Consider the following 22,093-nt stretch of genomic DNA (forward strand, 5'->3'; position numbering starts at 1 on the left):
TGTCCGGCGCGGAATCGCCGATCGAACCAAAAATGGGTTGGTCAGCCAGCGGCGGGAAGAGACTTCGCGTCAACGCCAGCGCTGGCTCGTTGCTAGCCATCGCAGCAATCATCGTCGCCATTACAATCTGGCGGTCGGTTAGCTACCCAAGATGGAGCGGCATCCCCTTGGCGATTGGCCTCGCGCTCTATAATCCCGCAGTTCTTTGGAACGTAGCCGCTCCGCCTCGCTCACGGGCTGCTCGTCGGTATAGGATGCTGGTGGATTGCAGCAGGGATGTTGAACCGGGGCACGAGGCAATGCCCTCAAGTTGCGCAATGTCAACATCGCTGACTGTATCGGCGAGATCGTCGATATGTAAGGCATGCCACTTCAGAAGGAGTCATCATGCGGCACGTCAACTCGCCATTCCGCCCTGCCTTGCTCACGGCCGACGTCCGATGTCGCAGGCATGAAGAATCTTCGGGACATGGTTCTGGCAGAAGGTCAGGTATGTCCGAACAATAGTCGAGGGATGGCGATGGGATGGATAAAGGAGGTTGATGGGCTGCTCGGGCAACGGAAACTGCGGCAGCAATTGCACGAGGCGCTTCTCCTGAATAGGCGCAGCCGCTAGAAAAGGCGGCAACTCAGTTAGCACATCATTAGCGAGCGCACGCACGCACGCACGCACAAGTGATGATAATCGTTGGTGGACAGAAGGGCCTTTGGCTCGATGATATGCCCAGCCAAGTCCCATCGTGCCGGGGCATCGACACTCGACATCCATACAGCGCACGGGAACCGATAGAGTTCGTCGGGTAGTGCCGGCACGCCGAGGCGCTCCACTAGCTTCGGGTTAGCTACTAGAACATGGCGATAGGACAAGATGTGTCGCGCCACCATAGCCTCGTGAACGATCGAGCCGACACGCAGGGCGACGTCGATGCCGTCCTCGATTAAATCCACCCGACGTTCAGTTGAGTAGACGTGGACTTGGATGTCCGGATAGCGGCGCTGGAACGCCGCAAGCAAATCCCACCATGGCTCAAAAGACTGAGGGAACGATAGCCGTAAGCGCCCTTTCAACTGCGCCTGATCGCTTACGATGGCTTGCTCGGCCTCAAGTAGCGCCTCGATGCCACGACTAGCCTGCTCGTACAGCTTTGTTCCGGCATCAGTCAGCCTCACCCCTCGCGCCGAGCGCTCCAGCAACTGCACCATAAGCTGCCGTTCCAGCTCCCGTATCCGACGGCTCAGCGTTGGCAATGGGATTCCAAGACGGCTCGCCGCCGCCGAAAGACTACCCGCCGGGACGACGGTAACGAACATGTGAGTGGCGTTCAGGTCCATACGGCATGCCTCTCATAACTGAGAGGCGGCTTCCAATTTTTGACAATGTTAATTCATTTATGGCAACGATATCCTGTTGCCTTAAAGATCTCAATTCCAAGAATGAGGACGCGTATGCAACAGACGTGGACATGTCGAATGAGGACATTTATGGCGATAGTCACAACCATAGCGACGCTAACTGCAACAAATGGCGTGGCCGCACCTGACGAATTCGCGGGGAGCGAGAAGCTGAAGGCGCACTCCGAGGAATTTCGGAAGCGCGTCGTCGAAGTAACGGATGGCGTGTACACCGCCATCGGCTACTCCGCCAGCAACGTCACGCTGATCCAGGCCGACAACGGGTCGATCATCGTCGATACCTCGGCCAACCCGGTCGATGCTCAAGCGATCATCAATGCCTTCGGGGATCGCATGACCAGACCTGTGCGTGCGATCATCTACACGCACAACCACCCCGACCATTCCGGCGGTGCGACGATATTCGCGGGCAATGACAAGCCCGAGATCTACAGCCACCAATTGCTGGTCTCGGCTAAACCCGACACGGGACGCGGCCGGCGCGATGGCGGCGATGTATTCGGAACCGCTCTGCCCGACGACCAGTTCATCAATGCCGGCACCCAGCTCGAATACGGCAGGAAGACGCCGCACGCGCGCGAGGGTTTTCTCCCGCCTACGAAAACCTTCGACGGCGAGCAACAAAGCCTGACGATTGCCGGCGTGCGGATGCAGCTCATCCTCACCCCCGGCGAGGCTGACGAAAACATCTCCGTCTGGCTGCCGGACCGCAAGGTACTGATCGCTGGCGACGTATTTCTGAAGACATTCCCCAACATTGCCCCCCTTCGCGGACTCCCCACGCGTCCGGCGGACAAATGGGTCGCCAGCCTAGACAAGCTGATCGCTCTGAATGCCAAATATGTCATTCCCGGCCATATGAGCACACTAGCCGGCGCGGACAAAGTCAGGGACGCTCTCACGGCTTATCGGGACGGTATCAAGTTCGTCTATGACAAAACCATGGAAGGGATCAGCAGGGGGAAGACCCCAGATGAGTTGGTTCAGGAAGTAAAACTTCCAGCGCGGCTAGCGCAACACCCATATCTACAAGAGTATTACGGCACTGTAGCTTGGTCAGTGCGCGGCATCTATTCGCAAAATGCTGGTTGGTTCGACGGCAACCCAACGCATATCTTCCCGCTGACCGAGAAGGAACGAGCGGAAAAAGTCATTGCGCTGGCAGGTGGAAAAGAAAAAATGTTGGAAGGCGCGGAAGCATCGCTTTCTGTCGGTGAGTTTCAGTGGGCCGCCGAGCAGGCCGACTATGTTCTTGCCATCGCACCGCAGAGCAATCGGACAACCATAATAAAGGTGCGCGCGCTTAGAGAACTGGGCGGGCGTCAGATGAATGCCACGGCGCGCAATTACTATCTGACAGTCGCGCAGAGCCTAGAGAAAGGCCTCCAAGCCGGTGGCTCAAAATAAGAGCAGCTAACAGAACTAGGACGTCGTCCCTGCGTAGGTTTGTGGGCGCGATACCGTCCACCGTCACCCTCTTTCGAATGCGCTCCGCGATACCGTCACGACCGCGATGCGAGCCCAAAAGACCCCTTGAATGTCGGGTGGCGGTTCGAGGCAGCCCCTGATTCAAACTCTTGTGGACACCAGCGAATCGGATTCGGATGGTCGCGATCGAGAAGAACACGCGCCTTATTCGACGGATCTGATCGACGAGAATGGTCGCAGGTTGAAGGACTTCTGCCGAAACTCCGGAAGACCACCGAAGACACGGAACTGGCACAGCAGGCGACGGTGTCGCCCGCTACCACCTCCCAAGTGTTGACCGAACTGGAGCGCTTCGACTGGCTGTTGGCGCGAGGGCAAGGCCCGAGCAAGGAGCGTCATCACGAAGGCCAAAATGCTGGCGGTGCGGATTGGTGAAGTCTTTGACATGCACGACGTCGAGTATGAAGTCAGCCACGAGGCCGCCGCGCAACGTTACCGTCGTCGATACCGTCATCTTCAACGCCTCTCAGAGAGCTACTGCTGCCTCGTCGGAGTGCCGATCGTCCGCCAAGCGTCATGCTCCCGCGATTCATTGGCTAGTCTTTTATTGGCAATCAACTAAAAAATGCAACACACTCCGGGTACGATGCCTTCCACTGATAAGACGCTCGAACAAGCGGTCCTGGCGCTCGCTGAGCGCCAGCCGCTGCTGCGCGCCCGCGATCTGGTCGAACAAGGGCTGCCGACCATGGTGCTCAGCCGGCTCGTTGCGGCGGGCAAGCTGGAACGCGTCGCCCGCGGCGTCTACAGCCTGCAAGGGCGCGCCCCGAGCGAGCATCGATCTCTGGCCGAGTCCGCACTGCGCGTGCCACGCGGCGTGGTGTGCCTGCTGTCGGCACTGCGCGTTCACGGCATCGGCACACAGGCCCCCTTCGAGGTCTGGATGGCGATTCCCCCACATACACCCACGCCGCGCCTAGATCAGCCGGCCCTACGCGTGGTGCGCATGTCAGGCGAAGCCCTGACCGAAGGCGTCGAGCACATGGAGATCGATGGCGTACAGGTGCCCGTATTTAACTTGGCCAAGACGGTGGCGGACTGCTTCAAGTACCGCAACAAGATCGGCCTTGACGTAGCCCTGGAAGCGCTGCGCGATGGCTGGTCGCAGCGCAGGCTCACGATGGACACGCTCTGGCACTACGCGACAGTCAACCGCGTGACCAATGTCATGCGCCCCTATCTCGAGAGCGTGACTATATGAGCCGCAACCTCGCCGCCTCCATCCGGGCCCGCCTGAAGCAGCACGCGGATGCCTCGCTGGATGGCGCGCGCATTGCGCTGCAGGTGGATATCGGTTTCGGTGATGCCGTCACGCCGGCACCTGAATCCGTCAACTACCCCGTGCTGCTCGACGATCTGCCGGCTCCACAACTGCGGGCCTATCCGAAGTACACCGTGGTGGCAGAGAAGTTTCACGCAGTGTGCCTGCTGGGCATGGCCAACACCAGCATGAAGGATTACTTCGATCTCTGGGTGTTGCTGACCGAGGAGAGCTTGGACCCTGCCGCACTGCATCGCGCATTCCAAGCCACGTTCGCCCGGCGAAGGCTGACCATCCCCGAAGCGATCCCCGCGGGCCTGAGCGACGCCTTTGCGCAGGACGCCACGAAGCAGAAGCAGTGGGCAGCCTTCCTGAAGAAGAACCGCCTGCAGCCTTTGGACCTTGTCCAAGTCGTGGGGCGGATGCGCGATGAGTTCCAGCGACTTCAAGCGCGCTGAACGCGGCCTCGCCCGTTCAAACGGCCGAGCCTATGAGCTTCACCGGAGCCCAACAAGTCCTCGACGATCACATGCAGGAACGCCCTGTATCTTGAATTCAAGAGAGGCGAAGCACTGGTGCCGGTCGAACGCATCGAGGCAGGAACTGATGCTGGTTGAACGAGACGCCCAAACGCACGGACCGCGTGCTCGCGCATATATATGAGAGCGACGCGAAGGGCGGCAGGCCGGCCCTGAGCGGCGGTGTCGTCCCGACGCCCGGCGTCTTGTTAGGTCGCAGCCCGACCCGATTGAGTCGTTCGATTACATGCAACGACTGACCGTTACGCGCTGATGGATGGAGGATCACCGTCGGCCGGATAAAATCTCTACTCTTAACCTGGCATCGATCCCATGACGAACGACCACTGCAGTTGGGTCGCGACACCCATCAGCGGGCAGCTTTTGCGTGGCGCCCTTGAACTCGAACAGACAGAACGGGGAGTATTGCCGCACCGTCTGCCCGCCTGGGCTCGCGTTCAATGCACTGACCCTCAGTTGGCGATGGCCGAATCGCAACCCTCCGGCGTGCGGCTGGCGTTCCGCACCCAGGCTACGGATATTGAACTTGATGTCCTGCCGACACGGTACGTCTATGCCGGTGTCCCGCCCAGGGCCGCCGGCGTGTATGACCTGCTCATCGACGGTCACCTTGTCCGCCAGAACAGCGCTGCCGGTGGAGACATTGTGACGATCAACATGGCCGCCGGCACAACCTCCAAAGAGGCCGGCCCGATCGCTACCCTCCGATTTGCCGACCTGCCCAGCCACGACAAGAAAGTCGAAATCTGGTTGCCGCACAATGAGACCACGGAACTCGTCACGCTGCGTGCCAATGCCTGCGTTGAGCTTGAGGCCGACTCCAGTCGCAAGGTCTGGTTGCACCACGGCAGCTCCATCAGTCACGGTTCCAGCGGAGACAGCCCCACCTCGATCTGGCCAGCTCTTGCCGCGTCCCTCGGCGACGTGGAACTGATAAATCTTGGTTTAGGCGGCAGCGCTCTACTCGATCCCTTTACCGCTCGAACCATACGAGGCACGCCTGCTGACCTGATCAGCCTTAAAATCGGCATCAACCTCGTCAACACGGATCTAATGCGCCTGCGCGCCTTTACGCCCGCGGTGCACGGTTTCCTCGACACGATCCGCGAAGGCCATCCAACCACGCCATTGCTGATCATTTCGCCGCTCTACTGCCCGATTCATGAAGATACGCCTGGCCCTGGGGCGTTCGATGTTAGTGCGCTGGCCACAGGGCGGGTGTCGTTTCGGGCGACGGGCGATCCGGCCGAGCGTAAGGCTGGGAAACTAACGCTGACCATCATCCGAGACGAGTTGCGACGCGTCGTGCTGCAGCGTGCGACAAACGATCCACATCTGCACTATCTCGATGGTCTTGAGCTCTACGGTCAACGGGATTTCGCCGATCTGCCGCTTCCCGATCAACTCCACCCAGATGGGCCGACGCATCGTCGCATTGGCGAACGGTTCGCCAAGCTTGCGTTCGGCCGCAACGGTCCTTTTTCGGTCGAATGCGCATAGCTGTGAAATTGGCATAGGCTCGCCAGCTGACATTCAAGCGCAAAGTGTGAATGTCCCTTCCTGGCTGATTTCCGCCCCATGCGAAAAGACGGCTCGAACTCGGCATCCGGCGCAACGCGATCACCGAGCGAAGTCCCCGTTGCACATCAATTCCGGCTACCCGCCAGTTGAGGTCCTGACCGGGCTCCCGAGCACCGCTGCAACTTCTGCCCCTTCAATTCTCCCGATGGCACGAAGCGCCTAACCCACCGCTCGCCGATACCGTCACTGATACCGTCAACGCCCCTGACGGTATCAAGCCAGCCTCTACACATACCGCCCATCGATACCGTCAGCAATACCGTCAAATATCGGCTGCTCGGGACTACATGCAAGCACCAACGAAGGTTTATTTCTTCCATACAATCAACGACTTGCGGACCCCCATCGTGCAATTTAGAATTGGACACACGCAATTTACCGATCACCGCAAGCCATTGATTCAAAGGGAATTTTAAAAAACCTCATTCCCACTCAATCGTCGCCGGCGGCTTCCCCGAGATGTCATAAACGACGCGATTGATCCCGCGCACTTCGTTGATGATCCGATTCGACACATGCCCGAGCAACTCATGTGGCAAATGCGCCCAGTGCGCCGTCATGAAATCGAGCGTCTGGACCGCCCTCAGCGCGACGACAAACTCATAAGTCCGCCCATCGCCCATCACGCCCACGCTGCGCACCGGCAAGAACACGGCGAACGCCTGACTCGTGAGGTCGTACCATGACTTGCCCGTCTCTTTGTCGATGGTGTTGCGCAGCGTCTCGATGAAGATCGCATCGGCACGCCGCAACAAATCGGCGTACTCGCGCTTCACTTCCCCGAGAATCCGCACACCGAGCCCCGGCCCGGGGAACGGATGCCGATAGACCATCTCATGCGGCAAGCCGAGCTTCACGCCGAGCTCGCGCACCTCATCCTTGAACAACTCGCGCAGCGGCTCGAGCAGCTTCAAGTTCAACGTCTCGGGCAGACCGCCCACGTTGTGGTGGCTCTTGATCGTATGGGCCGCCTTCTTGCCCTTGCCGGCCGATTCGATGACGTCCGGATAGATCGTCCCCTGCGCGAGCCACTTCGCATCTTTGAGCTTGCCTGCCTCGACCTGGAAGACCTCGACAAACTCTGCTCCGATGATCTTGCGCTTCTGCTCGGGATCGGTCACGCCCGCCAGCTTGGAGAGGAACGCTTCGCTCGCATCGACATGAATGACGCGCACGCCAAGGTGATCGGCAAACGTCGCCATCACCTGCTCCGCTTCGTTCAAACGAAGCAACCCGTGATCGACGAACACGCAAGTCAGCTGATCGCCGATCGCACGGTGCAGGAGCGCCGCCGCGACCGACGAATCGACGCCGCCCGACAGACCCAAAATCACATGCTCGCTGCCCACTTGCGCGCGAATCTTTTCGACGGCTTCGTCGATGTAATGCCCCATTTCCCAATCGGCCTTCGCGCCGCAGATCGACAGCACGAAGCGCTCGAGCATCGCGCGCCCTTGCACCGTATGCGTGACCTCCGGGTGCCACTGCACGCCGTAGAAATGGCGCGATTCGTCGGCAATCGCCGCGATCGGACACGACTCCGTCGACGCCATCATCTTGAATCCCTCGGGCATCTCGGTGACCTTGTCGCCGTGGCTCATCCAGACCTTCAGCATCCCGTGCCCTTCGGGCGTGCGGAAGTCCTCGATGCCTTCGAGCAGGCTCGTATGGTTGCGCGCCCGCACTTCCGCATAGCCGAATTCACGCACGTGCCCCCCGTCGACTTTGCCGCCGAGCTGCTCGGCCATCGTCTGCATTCCGTAGCAGATTCCCAGCATGGGCACGCCGAGCTCGAAAACGGCTTGCGGCGCACGTGGCGTATCGGACTCCGTAACGGAGTTCGGCCCGCCCGACAGGATCACGCCCTTCGGCGCGAACTCGCGGATGAACGCGTCGTCGACATCGTACGGATGAATCTCCGAATAGACGTGCGCTTCGCGAATGCGGCGCGCAATCAGTTGGGTGACTTGCGAGCCGAAATCGAGGATCAGGATCTTGTCATGCATGGCGGGCGCGTAACTCAAATGGGCAAATGGAATTCAATTCATTGGCCGCCGTCACGGCGACCGAACATAAACAAATTGCGCCTTCCCGCCGGAAGCTCTTTCGGCTGAAAGGCGCAACGTCCGATGGCACGCGGCGTGCGTCATCGAAGACTGCGAGGCAGGAACATCGATCGATCGAGATACCCACGCGCCGCGACGCTCTCATCGGCCGTCGTGGCCGTCGTCAATCGATGTGGTAATTCGGCGCTTCTTTCGTGATCTGCACATCGTGAACATGCGATTCGCGCATGCCTGCCGCCGTGATTTCGACGAACTGCGCCTTCTCATGCATCTCTGCGATCGTCTTGCAGCCGCAGTAGCCCATGCTCGCGCGCACACCGCCGATGAGCTGGAACAGGATCGCGTTGACCGAGCCTTTGTAAGCCACGCGGCCCTCGATGCCTTCGGGCACGAGCTTGTCGATATTCGCCGAGTTGTCCTGGAAGTAACGGTCCGCGGCGCCATCCTTCATCGCGCCCACCGAGCCCATGCCGCGATACGACTTGTACTGTCGGCCCTGATAAAGGAACACGTCGCCGGGCGCCTCTTCGGTGCCTGCGAGCATGCTGCCCATCATCACCGCGTCCGCCCCGGCCGCGATCGCCTTCGAGACGTCGCCCGAATAGCGCACGCCGCCGTCGCCGATGACGGGCACGCCCGATCCCTTCAGCGCTTCGGAGACGTTCGCGATCGCCGTGATTTGCGGCACGCCGACACCCGCCACGATCCGCGTCGTGCAAATCGAGCCGGGCCCGATGCCGACCTTCACGCCGTCCGCCCCGTATTCGACGAGCGCACGCGCGGCATCCGCCGTGGCGATGTTGCCGCCGATGACTTCCACGTGCGGGAAGTTCTTTTTGACCCAGCGCACACGCTCGAGCACGCCCTTGCTGTGGCCATGAGCCGTATCGACGACGATCACGTCAACGCCCGCCGCCGCGAGCAGCGTCACGCGCTCTTCGTTATCGGGACCGACGCCGACGGCTGCGCCGACGCGCAGCTTGCCGTGCTCGTCCTTGCAGGCGGCCGGGTGCTCAGTCTGCTTCGTGATGTCCTTGACGGTCATGAGCCCGCGCAACTCGAAGGCGTCGTTCACGACGAGCACGCGCTCGAGGCGGTGGCTATGCATGAGCGCCTTCGCATCGGCGAGCGAGGTGCCCTCCTTGACCGTCACGAGCCGATCCCGCGGCGTCATGATGCTGCGCACGGGCTCATCGAGCCTTGTTTCGAAGCGCAGGTCGCGATTCGTCACGATCCCGACCAGTTTCGGGCCCTCGACGACCGGGAAGCCGGAAATGCCATGCTGCTGCGAGAGCGCGATGACGTCGCTCACCTTCATTTCGGGCGGGATCGTGATCGGATCGCGAACGACCCCCGATTCGAAGCGCTTAACCTTCGCCACTTCACGTGCCTGCTCGGCGGCGGTCAGGTTCTTGTGAACGATGCCGACGCCGCCCTGCTGCGCCATCGCGATTGCCAGGCGCCCCTCGGTGACCGTATCCATCGCGGCGGATACGAGCGGGATATTCAGGGAGATATTGCGGGTCAACCGGGTCTTGAGGCTGGTGTCGCGCGGCAAAACCTCGGAGAAGGCCGGGACGAGGAGCACGTCATCGAACGTGAGTGCTTTCTGGATCAGACGCATGGCAAATCCTATAGGCGCAAAACCGAATTATACGCGATACCTCCCTGGTTTTTCACTGTGCGAACAGCAAGTTAGCGATTTTTGCGGCCGATTCGCGCCCTCGCTTTCGGTTCTTCGTTCGGTCGATGTTCGTTCGTTTTTCGGAGCGCGAGGCCGCGCAACTGGAAAGAACGAAGGGCCGCGATTGCAGAATCGAACAAGACATCGCCGCTCAGGACCGCCTAGACTGCGAGCCGGTCCATAAGAGAAACGGGGAAGCGACAATGCGACGCGGGGTGATGTACGGCATGATGGCGGGAGCGCTCTGGGGCACGGCCTTTCTCGTGCCGCGGCTCCTGGCCGATTTTTCCCCGGCCCTGCTCGCCGCGGCGCGCTGCATGATGTACGGGGTGGTCTCGCTGGCCGCCGCGCTGCCGATCGCTCGGCGCATCGCTGCCAAGCTCACACGTGCCGACCTCGTGGCGCTCGCCCGCCTCGCCTTGATCGGCAATCTCGTCTACTACGTGTTCCTGACTGCCGCCGTGCATCATGTCGGCATCGGGCCCACGTCGCTGATCGTCGGTGTGCTGCCCGTCACGGTGACGCTCGCGGGCCGGCGCGATCACGGCGCCGTGCCGCTCGGCCGCCTGATTTGGCCGCTCGCGCTCGTCATGGCCGGTATCGTCTGCATCAATGTGGACGTCTTTGCGAACGCCCCGGCGCCGACGCCGGACGCGGAATCGGTGTCGGGCAAGCTCCTTGGCCTCGTCTGTGCGCTCGGTGCACTCGCGAGCTGGACGTGGTTCGCCGTCGAGAATGCGCGCACGCTGCGGCGTCTCAATGCGCAGGAGACGAAGTTCGACAGCAACGAATGGTCCGTGCTGCTCGGCATCCTGACGGGCCTCTTCGGCGCGATGCTGTGGTTCCCCGCTTCCGCGCTGACCGGCGGGCCGGCCGGCATCGCGAAGGCGGGCGCGATAGCGGCGGCCGGCGCGGGCGACGCCCGCTGGCAGGTCTTCTGGCTATTGAACCTGGGGCTCGCCGTCGGTGCCTCGTGGCTCGGCAACGGCCTCTGGAATGCCGCCGCGACGCGGCTGCCGCTGACGCTTTCGGGTCAGATGATCGTCTTCGAAACGCTGTTCGCCCTGCTTTATGGCTTCATCTACGATAGTCGCCTGCCGAGACCGCTCGAAGCGGCCGCGATCTTGCTGCTGCTCGCGGGCGTCGTCTGGGCGGTGCGCCGGCACAGCGGAGGGCAAGCGGGAAAGCGTCCAGAGCAGGACGTTACCGTGCTGGATGCGCATCTGGCGCGCGAAGCCGCGGCCCCATCCCGGGATGAGGCGCGCAGCCCTTCAGCGTGAATCCTTGGGCAGCCACTTGCGCCCTTCGATCGATCCTTCACGGCGCGTCTTGTCGACGCGCCGCTGCCGCGCGACCTTCGGATCGACGATGAGCGCGCGATAGATCTCGACGCGGTCATGATCGGCAAGCGGCGCATCGAGCGGCTTCAGCTTGCCATAGATGCCGACCTTCGCCGTCGCCAGGTCGATCTCGGGATGGCGCTCGACGATGCGGCTGGCCTCGAGCGCATCTCGCACGGTCGAGCCGGCGGGCACATACACTTCGATCAGCGTCTGCGCCTTGGCGAGCGCGTAAGAAACCTCGACCGTCAACTCCGTACTCATGATTTTCCGTAGCGCTGATTGGCGCGCTTCACGAACGATTCGACGAAAGTATTCGCGATGTGATGGAAAACCGGCCCGATGAGCTTCTCGAGGATGACGCTCGCAAACTCGTAGTGGAGCGCGAATTCGATCTTGCAGGCGTCGGTGCGCAGCGGCGTGAAGCGCCAGTAGCCCGTGAACTTGCGAAACGGGCCGTCGGTGAACTCCATGTCGATGCGAGTCGGCCGCTGCTGGGTATTGTGCGTGGCAAAGTGCTGCTTGATGCCCTTGAAATTGATGTCGATCCGCGCCTCCATGCTGTGCTCGTCCTGGTGCCGGATCTGCACGCCTCCGCACCACGGCAGGAAGTTCGGATAGTCGTTCACGTCCGTGACGAGGTCGAACATCTCCTCAGCCGAATGACGGATCAATACGGTTTTCTGGACATCTGCCATAAAATTGCACCGCGCGAGGCGAAAGTGAGTCGGCGCTACGGCCTCTCGAGGCACCGCTTTGCTAAAATTGCGATTTTAAACGAGTTCGCCGCCGGTCATTCATGAGCATCATCGACAACAGAAAAGCCTTCTTCGATTACTTCATCGAAGAACGCTACGAGGCAGGGCTCGTGCTCGAGGGATGGGAGGTCAAGGCGCTGCGCGCCGGCCGCGCCCAGATCAAGGAGGGCTACGTGGTGGTGAAGGACGCCGAGCTCTTTCTGATCGGCGCGCACATCAGTCCGCTGCCCGAAGCGTCGACGCACGTGAACCCCGATCCCGTGCGCACGCGCAAGCTGCTTTTGCACGCCGACGAGATCAAGAAGCTCATCGGCAAGGTCGAGCAGCGTGGCTATACGCTCGTGCCGCTCAACTTTCACTACAAGGGGGGCCGCGTCAAATGCGAAATCGGTCTCGCCAAGGGCAAGAAGCTGCACGACAAGCGCGAAACCGAGAAGAAGCGCGATTGGGAGCGCGAAAAAGCGCGGCTCATGCGCACGGCCGGCTGACGAAGGGGCGCTCGCGGCCACGGCGCCCAGCTTTCGCCGAAACGCCAGCCGTGGCCTAACTCAGCGGATTTCGGCCGCCTGCGCGTTTTTGCCGCGACTGACAATCGTGAGCGCCGACGCGATCATCGTGCTCAGATCCGACAGATTGCCCGGGACGATCAGCGAATTGCCTGCCTTGGCCAGATTCCCGAACGCGTTCACGTACTGCTCGGCCACTTTGAGGTTCACGGCGTCCATGCCGCCCGTCGACTGAATCGCCTCGGCAATCTTCCTGATCGCCTGTGCGTTGGCTTCGGCCACGGCGAGAATTGCGGCGGCCTCGCCCTGCGCCTGATTGATCGCCGCCTGCCGCTCGCCCTCCGAGCGCTGAATGGCCGCCTCGCGGCCGCCCGACGCGATATTGATCTGCTCCTGCTTGCGGCCTTCCGAGGCCGCGATCAGCGCCCGCTTCTCGCGCTCGGCCGTGATCTGCGCCTGCATCGCATGAAGGATTTCCTTCGGCGGCGTCAGGTCCTTGATCTCGTAGCGCAGTACCTTCACGCCCCAGCTCTCGGCGGCTTCGTCGAGAGCCGCGACGATACTGCGGTTGATGAGATCGCGCTCCTCGAACGTCTTGTCGAGCTCGAGCCGGCCGATGACCGAGCGCAGCGTCGTCTGCGCGAGCTGCGTGATTGCGAGCACGAAGTTACTCGAGCCATACGACGCCTTCATCGGGTCCGTGACCTGGAAGTACAGCACCCCGTCCACCTGCAGCTGCGTATTGTCACGCGTGATGCAGACCTGCGCCGGGACATCGAGCGGAATCTCCTTGAGAACGTGCCGGTAGGCTACGCGGTCCACGAACGGCAGCACGAGGTTCAAGCCCGGCGCGAGCGTCGCATGATAGCGGCCGAACCGCTCGACGACCCACGCATGCTGCTGCGGCACGATCTTGATCGTCTGCGCGGCGATCACGATCACGACCACGAGCAACACGGCTGCGACGATGGTCATGTCCATTGTTTTTACTCCTTCGTTGTTGACAGAGGATGGTCGGATCGCGCCGGCTTCTTCTCCACGACGATCAGGCGGTTCGCCCGCACGGCGGCGATCTCGTAGACGCGCGCATCGGCACTCGCGCCGGGCGCGAGCTCCACGTCCCATTCGGCCCCACGGTATGGGACGCGGGCACGGCCGTCATGCCAGACATGAACCTCGAGCGTCGCTCCGATATCGGGATTCACGTCGGGATTCGACGACGCGTCGCGCCGCGCCTTGCGGCGCCCGAATCGCGAGCGCCGCAGCACGATCACGGCCGCCAGCGCGACGAGCGCGGCGGCCAGATATTGCTCGGCCGCGCTCGCGCCAGCCCAGTGTGCGATCGCGCCGGCGATGAAGCCGAGCGCGATCATGAGCAGGTAGAACGTCCCCGTTAGCAGCTCGGCGACGATCAGCGCCCCCGCGCCAACCCACCAGATAAAGTCGCTCGGCGACATAGTGGTCTCCCTTTTTTCCGATGCGGCTCAAAACGGTCGAGGACGCTCTCACCGCGGCTCATCGATGCCGGCCACACCATAAAAAAACGCCCCGGTCCTACTACCGAGGCGTTATAGCATGAAGCCGTTGCACCGATGACGTGCAACCTGGAAATCAGACGATTCCGATCAATGGGTCACCGTAGCCTTTGCGAGTGCCTGCCATGTCTCGATGACCGTGTCCGGGTTCAGCGAGATCGACGAAATACCCTCGTCGGTCAACCACTGCGCGAAGTCGGGGTGATCGGAGGGACCCTGACCGCAGATGCCGACGTACTTGTTCTGGCTCCGGCATGCTTCGATGGCCCGCTTCAACAGGAACTTGACCGCATCGTCGCGCTCGTCGAAATCCGCGGCCAGCAGCTCCATGCCGGAATCGCGGTCGAGCCCGAGCGTCAGCTGCGTCAGGTCGTTCGAGCCGATCGAGAAGCCGTCGAAGTGCTCGAGGAACCGCTCGGCCAGAATCGCATTCGACGGAATCTCGCACATCATGATGAGGCGCAGGCCGTTCACGCCACGCTTTAGGCCGAACTTCGCGAGCAGCCCGATCACGCGCTCGGCCTGCTTCAGCGTCCGCACGAACGGCACCATGATCTCGACGTTCGTGAGCCCCATGTCCTCGCGCACACGCTTGAGCGCGATGCATTCCATCTCGAACGCTTGAGCGAACTCCTGCGCGACGTAACGCGAAGCGCCGCGGAAACCGAGCATTGGGTTTTCCTCGTCCGGCTCATAACGCGAGCCGCCGATCAGCTTTTTGTACTCGTTCGACTTGAAGTCCGACAGGCGCACGATGACGGGACGCGGATAGAACGCGGCCGCGATCGTCGCCACGCCCTCGGCGAGCTTGTCGACATAGAACGCGCGCGGCGACGCATGGCCGCGCGCCACGCTCTCGACGGCCTTCTTCAAGTCCGGATCGACGTTCGGATACTCGAGGATCGCCTTCGGGTGCACGCCGATGTTGTTGTTGATGATGAACTCGAGCCGCGCGAGGCCGACGCCGGCGCTCGGCAACTGCGCGAAATCGAACGCGAGCTGCGGATTGCCGACGTTCATCGCGATCTTGACCGGAATCGGCGGCAGATCGCCGCGGTCGATCTCGGTCACTTCCGTCTCGAGCAGACCGTCGTAGATCTTGCCCTCGTCGCCCTCGGCGCATGAGACCGTCACGAGCGTGCCGTCCTTCAGCACGTCGGTGGCGTCGCCGCAGCCGACCACGGCCGGCACGCCGAGCTCGCGCGCGATGATTGCCGCATGGCAGGTGCGCCCGCCGCGATTCGTGACGATCGCCGATGCCCGCTTCATGACGGGCTCCCAGTTCGGGTCCGTCATGTCGGCAACGAGCACGTCGCCCGGTTGCACGCGATCCATTTCAGACGGGTCGCGAATGACGCAGACGCGCCCCGCACCGATCTTTTGGCCGATCGCGCGGCCCGTTGCGAGCACCTGCGACTGCCCCTTCAGCTTGAAGCGCTGCTCGACCTTGCCGGCGTTCTGGCTCTTCACGGTCTCAGGGCGCGCCTGCAAAATGAAGATCTTGCCGTCGCGGCCGTCCTTGCCCCATTCGATGTCCATCGGGCGCTTGTAGTGCTGCTCGATGATGACGGCGTACTTCGCGAGCTCGATCACATCGTCGTCCGTGATCGAGAAACGGTTGCGCTGCTCGTGCGCCACGTCCACCGTCTTCACGCGGCCCGGCTCGCCCGGCTGCGTGAACTCCATCTTGATCAGCTTCGAGCCGATCGAGCGCCGGATGATCGGGTACTTGCCCTGGGCCAGCGTCGTCTTGAAGACGTAGAACTCGTCCGGGTTCACCGCGCCCTGCACCACCGTTTCGCCAAGACCGTAGCTCGACGTGATGAAGACGGCGTCCTTGAAGCCCGATTCGGTATCGAGGGTAAACATCACGCCGGCCGCGCCGACATCGGAGCGCACCATGCGCTGCACGCCGGCCGAAAGCGCGACCTCGGCATGCGTGAAGCCTTTGTGGACGCGGTAAGAGATCGCGCGGTCGTTATAGAGCGACGCGAAGACGTGCTTCATGCGATCGAGCACTTCCTCGATGCCGACCACGTTCAAATAGGTTTCCTGCTGGCCCGCGAAAGACGCGTCCGGCAAGTCTTCGGCCGTCGCCGACGAGCGCACGGCAAAAGACAGCTCTTCGGGCGAGCTCTTTTGCAACGTCTCGAAATGGGCGCGAATCTCGGCTTCGAGGCGCGGTTGCAGCGGCGCGTCCGCGATCCATTGCCGGATTTCCTTTCCCGCGGCCGCGAGCGCCTTTACATCGTCGACGTCGAGCGATTCGAGCCGTGCGGCGATCCGCTCGGTCAGCTGGTTGTGCTCGAGGAAATCGCGAAAGGCGAGCGCGGTCGTTGCGAAGCCGGTCGGCACGCGAACGCCCGCCTCGGCCAGCTGGCTGATCATCTCGCCGAGCGACGCATTCTTGCCGCCGACGATTTCGACATCAGTCATTCGCAACTGCTCGAACGGAATTACATACGCCTGGTCCTTTACGACGTTTGCTGCGTTAGACATACAAGCCCCTAAGTGTGAAAAAAATTCTCGGCTGCGCACGCGGGCTTGGATGCGGGAACCGGGCAACCGGCTCCCCGCATCATGCGCAACCTGTTCGATAAGCAATCGCCAGCGCGTTTTGATAGCAATGGCTTATCGAACAGGTTCGTCGCTATTTTACCGTGCCGACTCGCCAAACGGTGGCGGCGGCGCGATAATTGCCGCGCTTCGTCTTTGAAAAGGCCGATCGGCCTTCCCCCACTCGAGCTTTTGTCGATGCCGCCGCCCACCGTATTCATCGTCTCCGACGGTACTGGAATCACTGCCGAAACGTTCGCGCATTCGATCCTGTCCCAGTTCGACCAAAAATTCCGCCTCGTGCGCGTGCCGTTCGTCGATTCGGCCGACAAGGCCTTTGCGACTGTTGAAAAGATCAGCGAATCGGCCGTCCTGGACGGCCGCCGGCCGATCGTCTTCACCACGCTCGTCGATAGTTCGTCGAACTCGATCGTGAAGAACTCGAACGCGCTCGTGCTCGATATCTTCCAGCAGTTCGTCGAACCGCTCGAGCTCGAACTCGACATGAAATCGACGCACGCCGTCGGGCGCGGGCACCAGAACGCCGATACCGAGGAGTACAAGAAGCGGATCGAGGCCATCAATTTCTCCCTGGCCCACGACGACGGTCAATCGAACCGGAATCTTGCCGAAGCCGACGTCATCCTGATCGGCGTCTCGCGCAGCGGCAAAACGCCGACGAGCCTCTATCTGGCCATGCAATATGGCGTGAAGGCAGCGAACTATCCGTTGATCCCCGAGGATTTCGAGCGCGGCAAACTGCCGACGCCGCTTTTGCAACATCGCGACAAGCTGTTCGGCCTCTCGATCGACGCGCAACGCCTTTCCGAGATCCGCAACGAGCGGCGCCCCGGCAGCAAGTACGCTGCGCTCGAGAATTGCCGCTACGAGATCAACGAGGCGGAGGTGATGATGCGGCGCGAAGGCGTCAAGTGGCTTTCGTCAACGCACAAATCGATCGAGGAAATCGCGACCACGATCTTGCAGGAGATCAAGCTCGATCGACCGGCTTATTGAGCGGCAGCGAAGACACGCGCAGTGCTCAGCCGCGCCGCTGGCGGCACTGCTCGAAAAGACAGATGGCTGCGGCCGCCGCCACGTTCAGCGACTCCATGCCGCCCGGCTGCGGAATCGTCAGCCGGTAGGTCACCGCTTCGCGCCAGGCGAGTGAGACGCCCGCCCCTTCGTTGCCGAACACCCAAGCAACCGGCCCTGACAGATCGCAGTCGTAAAGCGCCGCATCGGCGTGAGAATCGGTGATCGCCACGGGCACTGCGAGCCGCTCGACGAGCGTGCGCGGCTCGATGTCCTCGTGCACGTCGAGCAGAAAGTGCGCGCCCATGCCCGAGCGCAGGACTTTCGACGACCACGCGTAAGCAGTCCCCGGTCCGCAAAACACGTGCTTCACGCCGGCCGCGGCCGCGCTGCGCAGAATGGAGCCGACGTTGCCTGCGTCTTGCACCCCGTCAAGCACGACGCAGGTCGTCTCGATCCGCTCCGGCAGTGTCGGCGCAAGCTTCGGTACGACGAAAAGCAACCCAACGCCGTTGACCACGTTCGAAACCTGGCCGAAAAGCGCCGCCGGCAGCGTAGCGACGCGCGACGGATCGATCCGGCCGACGATCGCCTGTGCCTCCGCATGCCGCATGGCCTCGTCCGTCACGACGCAGGTCTCGGGCTCCCCGGCGACGTCGAGATAAGCGCTCGCAAGATGAAAGCCCTCGAGCAGCGCCTGGCCGCTCTTGCGCTGCTGGTGCGTCGAGCCGGCGAGCGCCTTCAGGCGCTTGTAGAGCGGGTTGTCGCGCGAGGTGATCGCTTTCACGGGCGGCGCTCGGCGTCGCGCTCGGCGTCGCGCTCGGTCGCCGCGCCGTCGCTGCCGGCCACGGCCGCGCGCCCGGCCGTCTCGTCGGCGGCGAAATCCGCGAAAGGTGCCGCGTCGGGCGCGCCGGGCTCTCGCGCAAACTCGCCGGCGCCAGCATCCGCCTCCGCCCGCGCGTCCGCATCGACGAGATCGAACGCCTCCTCGATCGTCGCCGGTGCGACGATGGCGACGCCCCGCGGCAGCTCCACTCGAATGCCGAGCCGCTCATACGCCTCGCGCACGGGCGCGAAAGAGCGCCGATGATGCTCGCAGGGGCCGTGGGCAAGAAGCGCGGCCAAATGCTGCGGCGTGCTGTAGCCGACATGCGAATCGAACCCATAGACCGGAAACCGCTCGTGCAGCTCGGCCAACATCCGATCGCGCGTGACCTTGGCCAGAATCGACGCGGCCGAAATCGCGGGCACGAGCGCATCGCCGCCGATGATCGCCTCGCTGCGCACGGACAGCGTCGGGCAACGGTTGCCGTCGATCTTGGCCAGCGTCGGCGTGACGGCCAGCCCTTCGACCGCGCGTTTCATCGCGAGCATCGTCGCATGCAGGATGTTGAGCGTATCGATTTCCTCGACGCTCGCGGAAGCGACGCAATAGGCGATCGAGCGCTCGACGATCTTCTTGTAGAGCGCCTCGCGCGTCTTCGCATTGAGCACCTTCGAATCGTCGAGCCCGCGAATGCGGCGTTTGGGATCGAGAATCACCGCCGCCGCGACGACCGGTCCCGCAAGGGGCCCGCGGCCTGCTTCGTCGACGCCGCAGACGATATCGAGCGGCGACTCGAAATTGAGCGCGGCTTGAGCGAGCTTGGCCGCTCTCACGGTTGCCGCCTTGCCTGTTTTCATCGTCGCTTTCATCGCCGTCTTCGCCGATGCAGGGGACTTGGCGGACGGGTTCGAATCCGCCTTCGCATTCTTCGCAGCACTGCGCGCCGGTGCATTCGCGGTGGCTGATACGCCGGTGCGCCGCTTCGTTGCCGACGCTGTCATCTGCGCAGCTTCCTTGCATCGATCACGCGCTCGACGGCCTCGGCCGCGCTTTGCGCCGTGTTCCGCCGCAGCGTGTGGTGCATCTGAGTGAATACGTCCACGAGCGTGCGCCGATTCGCCTCGTCGTGCAACTGGGTCAGCGTCGCGTCGGCAAGCGCTTCCGGTGTCGCGAAGTGCTGCAGGATCTCGGGCACGACGAAGCGCCCGGCGAGGATGTTCGGCAGGCCGACGTACGGCAGATAGCCCTGCCGCCGCATGATCTGTCCCGTCAGCCAGGGCACCTTGTACGAAATCACCATTGGCTTTTTGAGCAGCGCGGCCTCCAGCGTCACGGTGCCGCTCTTGACGAGCACCGCGTCGGCGCTCGTCATCGCGCGCTGCGCATCGCCATCGGTGAGCGTCAGCGCCAGGCCGGGGTGCGCGTCGACGAGCGGCTGCAACAACGCGCGCAACGCCGGGGTCGCGGCCGGCATCACGAAACGAACGCCCGGCTCACGCTGCTGGATCAGCGCCATCGTGTCGAAGAAAGTCGGACCGATCAGTGCGATTTCGGAGCGCCGACTGCCGGGCAGCACGGCGATGACGGTGCCGCCTTCGGGCAAGTCCAGCGCCCGGCGCGCGCCGGCCATATCAGGCTCGAGCGGAATGTCGTCGGCAAGAGGATGGCCGACATAGGTGGCCGCCACGCCCGCCTTCTCGAGCAGTTCGATCTCGAATGGAAACACGCAGAGCATGTGATCCACGGCCTTGACGATCTTCTTGATGCGGCCGCCGCGCCAGGCCCAGATCGATGGGCAGACGAAATGGATCGTGGGAATGCCCGCCGCGCGCAGCGCCTCTTCCAGCCCGAAGTTGAAATCGGGGGCATCGACACCGATAAACGCATTCGGCCGCTCGGCGAGCAGCTGACGCTTGAGCTCGCCGCGAATGCCGAGGATTTCGGGGATGTGCCGCAGCGCCTCGACATAGCCGCGTACGGTCAGCTTCTCCATCGGCCAATGCGCCTCGAAGCCGTGAGCGATCATGCGCGGACCGCCGATACCGTAGTAGCGCGTCTCTTCGGGCAAGCGTCGCGCCAGGCCGCCCAACAGCGCGCCTCCGAGCAAGTCGCCCGACGGCTCGCCCGCCACCAGGGCGATGCGCAGCGGACTCGTCTCCAACGGCATTTAGCGAATGATGCCGCGCTGCGACGTCTCGATGAACGCAATCAGCTTGCGCACATGCTCGTCGCCATCGCCGCCCGCCGACGCGAGTTCGGCAAGCTGGGCCTTCGCGTCTTCGAGCGAAAGGCCGTTTTTGTAGAGCAAACGATAAGCCGTGCGCAACGCCGAGATCGAATCGGCGGAAAAGCCGCGGCGGCGCAAGCCTTCGACGTTGATGCCGTGCGGCTCCGCCTTGTTGCCGGCCGCCATGACGAACGGCGGCACGTCCTGCACGACGGCCGATGCGCCTCCGAGCATCGCGTGATCGCCGATCTTGACGAACTGATGGACGCCCGACATCGCCCCGACGATCGCCCAATCGCCGACGGTCACGTGTCCGGCCATCTGCGCGTTGTTCGAGAGGATCACGTGGCTGCCGACACGGCAGTCGTGGGCGATATGAACGTACGCCATGATCCAGTTGTCGTCGCCGACCGTCGTCACGCCGCCGTCCTGGGTCGTGCCCGTGTGAATCGTCGTGAACTCGCGGATCGTATTGCGATCGCCGACGACGAGGCGCGTCGGCTCGCCCTGATACTTCATGTCCTGCGGCCGGCCGCCGATCGACGCGTAGTGGCCGATCCGGTTGGCGGCGCCGAGGGTCGTATGGCCTTCGATCACACTGTGCGAGCCGACGACGGTGCCTGCTCCGATCACGACATGCGCGCCGACGATGGAGTACGGACCGATCTCGACATCGTCGGCGAGTTCGGCGCCGGTCTCGACGATTGCGGTGGGATGAATCTTGCTCATGCGGCTTGGCCCTTCCTTATTGATCGCCTGTGTGCTTCACGGTGCACATGAGGTCCGCTTCCGCGGCGGTCACGCCGTCCACTTCCGCGCGCGCCTTGAATTTCCAGATGCCGCGCATGTAGCGCTCGAACGACGCATGCAGGATCAACTGGTCGCCCGGCTCGACGACCCGCTTGAAGCGCGCGCCGTCGATGCCGACGAAGTAATAAAGCGTCTTCGTCGGATCGTGCGGCTCCTCGGCGAAAGTCAGCAGCGCCGCCGTCTGAGCGAGCGCCTCGAGGATCAGCACGCCCGGCATCACCGGTCGTTGTGGGAAATGCCCCATGAAATAGGGCTCGTTGATCGACACGTTCTTGAGCGCCTTGATGCTCTTGTGCGGCTCCAGCTCGAGCACCCGATCGACGAGCAAGATCGGATAGCGATGCGGCAGCAGGGTAAGAATCTTGTGAATGTCGAGATTGATTTTTTCGGTGCTCATGGTCTGTCTACTCCACGCCTGACTGCGCGGATGGTAACTGCGGATACTTCAGGCGCAGCGCTCCCGTGGCC

Annotated in this window: 20 protein-coding genes and 1 pseudogene; 7 read left to right on the forward strand and 14 right to left on the reverse strand. The window is 62.6% G+C overall.

Annotation, left to right across the window (positions count from 1 at the left end; all coding sequences use genetic code 11):
- Nucleotides 1–424: 424 nt before the first annotated feature.
- Both B0G57_RS32265 and B0G57_RS16610 read right to left on the reverse strand, forming a co-directional pair.
- Nucleotides 425–739, reverse strand: coding sequence for a LysR substrate-binding domain-containing protein (locus B0G57_RS32265; protein WP_324603369.1), 315 nt, complete (start codon nt 737–739; stop codon nt 425–427).
- A complete protein-coding gene (locus tag B0G57_RS16610; RefSeq protein ID WP_018444229.1) occupies nt 634–1,332 on the reverse strand; it encodes a LysR family transcriptional regulator in 699 nt (232 codons plus the stop codon). The genes B0G57_RS32265 and B0G57_RS16610 overlap by 106 nt, the downstream gene beginning before the upstream one ends.
- Nucleotides 1,333–1,482: 150 nt before the next feature.
- On the opposite strand from B0G57_RS16610, the gene B0G57_RS16615 reads away from it, so the two are divergent.
- From B0G57_RS16615 to B0G57_RS16635, 4 genes are all read left to right on the forward strand, one after another.
- Nucleotides 1,483–2,820, forward strand: coding sequence for an alkyl/aryl-sulfatase (locus B0G57_RS16615; protein WP_018444228.1), 1,338 nt, complete (start codon nt 1,483–1,485; stop codon nt 2,818–2,820).
- A 667-nt stretch (nt 2,821–3,487) separates the two neighbouring features.
- Entirely contained in the window at nt 3,488–4,102 is a 615-nt protein-coding gene (locus B0G57_RS16625; protein WP_018444227.1) for a type IV toxin-antitoxin system AbiEi family antitoxin domain-containing protein, read from the forward strand.
- Nucleotides 4,099–4,620 carry a nucleotidyl transferase AbiEii/AbiGii toxin family protein gene (locus tag B0G57_RS16630; RefSeq protein ID WP_018444226.1) on the forward strand — a complete coding sequence of 174 codons (522 nt, stop codon included), beginning with the start codon at nt 4,099–4,101 and terminating at the stop codon, nt 4,618–4,620. The genes B0G57_RS16625 and B0G57_RS16630 overlap by 4 nt, the downstream gene beginning before the upstream one ends.
- A gap of 393 nt (nt 4,621–5,013) precedes the next feature.
- Complete coding sequence (locus B0G57_RS16635) at nt 5,014–6,201, forward strand: SGNH/GDSL hydrolase family protein (RefSeq protein ID WP_018444225.1); 1,188 nt, start codon at nt 5,014–5,016, stop codon at nt 6,199–6,201.
- Nucleotides 6,202–6,704: 503 nt separating this feature from the next.
- Here B0G57_RS16635 and guaA read toward each other — a convergent pair.
- Together guaA and guaB are read right to left on the reverse strand one after the other, a co-directional pair.
- The gene (gene guaA, locus B0G57_RS16640) at nt 6,705–8,288 is read right to left on the reverse strand and encodes a glutamine-hydrolyzing GMP synthase (protein WP_018444224.1); all 1,584 of its coding nucleotides are present in this window, start codon (nt 8,286–8,288) and stop codon (nt 6,705–6,707) included.
- Between the two features lie 223 nt (nt 8,289–8,511).
- Nucleotides 8,512–9,972 carry an IMP dehydrogenase gene (gene guaB / locus B0G57_RS16650; RefSeq protein ID WP_018444222.1) on the reverse strand — a complete coding sequence of 487 codons (1,461 nt, stop codon included), beginning with the start codon at nt 9,970–9,972 and terminating at the stop codon, nt 8,512–8,514.
- A gap of 263 nt (nt 9,973–10,235) precedes the next feature.
- Between guaB and B0G57_RS16655 the strand changes: the two genes are divergently transcribed.
- Complete coding sequence (locus B0G57_RS16655) at nt 10,236–11,312, forward strand: DMT family transporter (RefSeq protein ID WP_083925852.1); 1,077 nt, start codon at nt 10,236–10,238, stop codon at nt 11,310–11,312.
- On the opposite strand, the gene B0G57_RS16660 is transcribed toward B0G57_RS16655, so the two are convergent.
- Together B0G57_RS16660 and B0G57_RS16665 are read right to left on the reverse strand one after the other, a co-directional pair.
- The gene (locus B0G57_RS16660; protein ID WP_018444220.1) at nt 11,304–11,636 is read right to left on the reverse strand and encodes an RnfH family protein; all 333 of its coding nucleotides are present in this window, start codon (nt 11,634–11,636) and stop codon (nt 11,304–11,306) included. The genes B0G57_RS16655 and B0G57_RS16660 overlap by 9 nt on opposite strands.
- On the reverse strand, nt 11,633–12,070 hold the full coding sequence (locus B0G57_RS16665) for a type II toxin-antitoxin system RatA family toxin (RefSeq protein WP_018444219.1): 438 nt from the start codon (nt 12,068–12,070) through the stop codon (nt 11,633–11,635). The genes B0G57_RS16660 and B0G57_RS16665 overlap by 4 nt, the downstream gene beginning before the upstream one ends.
- Nucleotides 12,071–12,171: 101 nt before the next feature.
- Between B0G57_RS16665 and smpB the strand changes: the two genes are divergently transcribed.
- Nucleotides 12,172–12,618: an SsrA-binding protein SmpB gene (gene smpB, locus B0G57_RS16670; RefSeq protein WP_018444218.1), complete on the forward strand. Its 447-nt coding sequence runs from the start codon at nt 12,172–12,174 to the stop codon at nt 12,616–12,618.
- Nucleotides 12,619–12,678: 60 nt separating this feature from the next.
- On the opposite strand, the gene B0G57_RS16675 is transcribed toward smpB, so the two are convergent.
- The 3 genes from B0G57_RS16675 to ppsA form a co-directional block, all read right to left on the reverse strand.
- Nucleotides 12,679–13,617: an SPFH domain-containing protein gene (locus B0G57_RS16675; protein WP_018444217.1), complete on the reverse strand. Its 939-nt coding sequence runs from the start codon at nt 13,615–13,617 to the stop codon at nt 12,679–12,681.
- 5 nt (nt 13,618–13,622) lie between these two features.
- Nucleotides 13,623–14,093: an NfeD family protein gene (locus B0G57_RS16680; protein WP_018444216.1), complete on the reverse strand. Its 471-nt coding sequence runs from the start codon at nt 14,091–14,093 to the stop codon at nt 13,623–13,625.
- Between the two features lie 168 nt (nt 14,094–14,261).
- A complete protein-coding gene (gene ppsA / locus B0G57_RS16685; RefSeq protein ID WP_026230333.1) occupies nt 14,262–16,670 on the reverse strand; it encodes a phosphoenolpyruvate synthase in 2,409 nt (802 codons plus the stop codon).
- 255 nt (nt 16,671–16,925) lie between these two features.
- Here ppsA and ppsR point away from each other — a divergent pair, with 255 nt between their 5' ends.
- Nucleotides 16,926–17,744 carry a posphoenolpyruvate synthetase regulatory kinase/phosphorylase PpsR gene (gene ppsR, locus B0G57_RS16690; RefSeq protein WP_018444214.1) on the forward strand — a complete coding sequence of 273 codons (819 nt, stop codon included), beginning with the start codon at nt 16,926–16,928 and terminating at the stop codon, nt 17,742–17,744.
- A 25-nt stretch (nt 17,745–17,769) separates the two neighbouring features.
- Here ppsR and B0G57_RS16695 read toward each other — a convergent pair whose 3' ends face one another.
- From B0G57_RS16695 to fabZ, 5 genes and pseudogenes are all read right to left on the reverse strand, one after another.
- Nucleotides 17,770–18,549 (reverse strand): TrmH family RNA methyltransferase, encoded by a 780-nt coding sequence (locus tag B0G57_RS16695; protein ID WP_018444213.1) that lies wholly within the window; start codon nt 18,547–18,549, stop codon nt 17,770–17,772.
- A 185-nt stretch (nt 18,550–18,734) separates the two neighbouring features.
- Nucleotides 18,735–19,457: pseudogene (rnhB, locus tag B0G57_RS16700) on the reverse strand (ribonuclease HII); the annotation flags it as partial.
- Between the two features lie 128 nt (nt 19,458–19,585).
- Nucleotides 19,586–20,755 (reverse strand): lipid-A-disaccharide synthase, encoded by a 1,170-nt coding sequence (lpxB, locus tag B0G57_RS16705; RefSeq protein WP_018444211.1) that lies wholly within the window; start codon nt 20,753–20,755, stop codon nt 19,586–19,588.
- The gene (gene lpxA, locus B0G57_RS16710; protein ID WP_018444210.1) at nt 20,756–21,544 is read right to left on the reverse strand and encodes an acyl-ACP--UDP-N-acetylglucosamine O-acyltransferase; all 789 of its coding nucleotides are present in this window, start codon (nt 21,542–21,544) and stop codon (nt 20,756–20,758) included.
- Between the two features lie 16 nt (nt 21,545–21,560).
- Nucleotides 21,561–22,022: a 3-hydroxyacyl-ACP dehydratase FabZ gene (fabZ, locus tag B0G57_RS16715; protein ID WP_018444209.1), complete on the reverse strand. Its 462-nt coding sequence runs from the start codon at nt 22,020–22,022 to the stop codon at nt 21,561–21,563.
- Between the last annotated feature and the right edge of the window lie 71 nt (nt 22,023–22,093).

The organism is Trinickia symbiotica (assembly GCF_002934455.1).
Taxonomy (GTDB): Bacteria; Pseudomonadota; Gammaproteobacteria; order Burkholderiales; family Burkholderiaceae; genus Trinickia; species Trinickia symbiotica.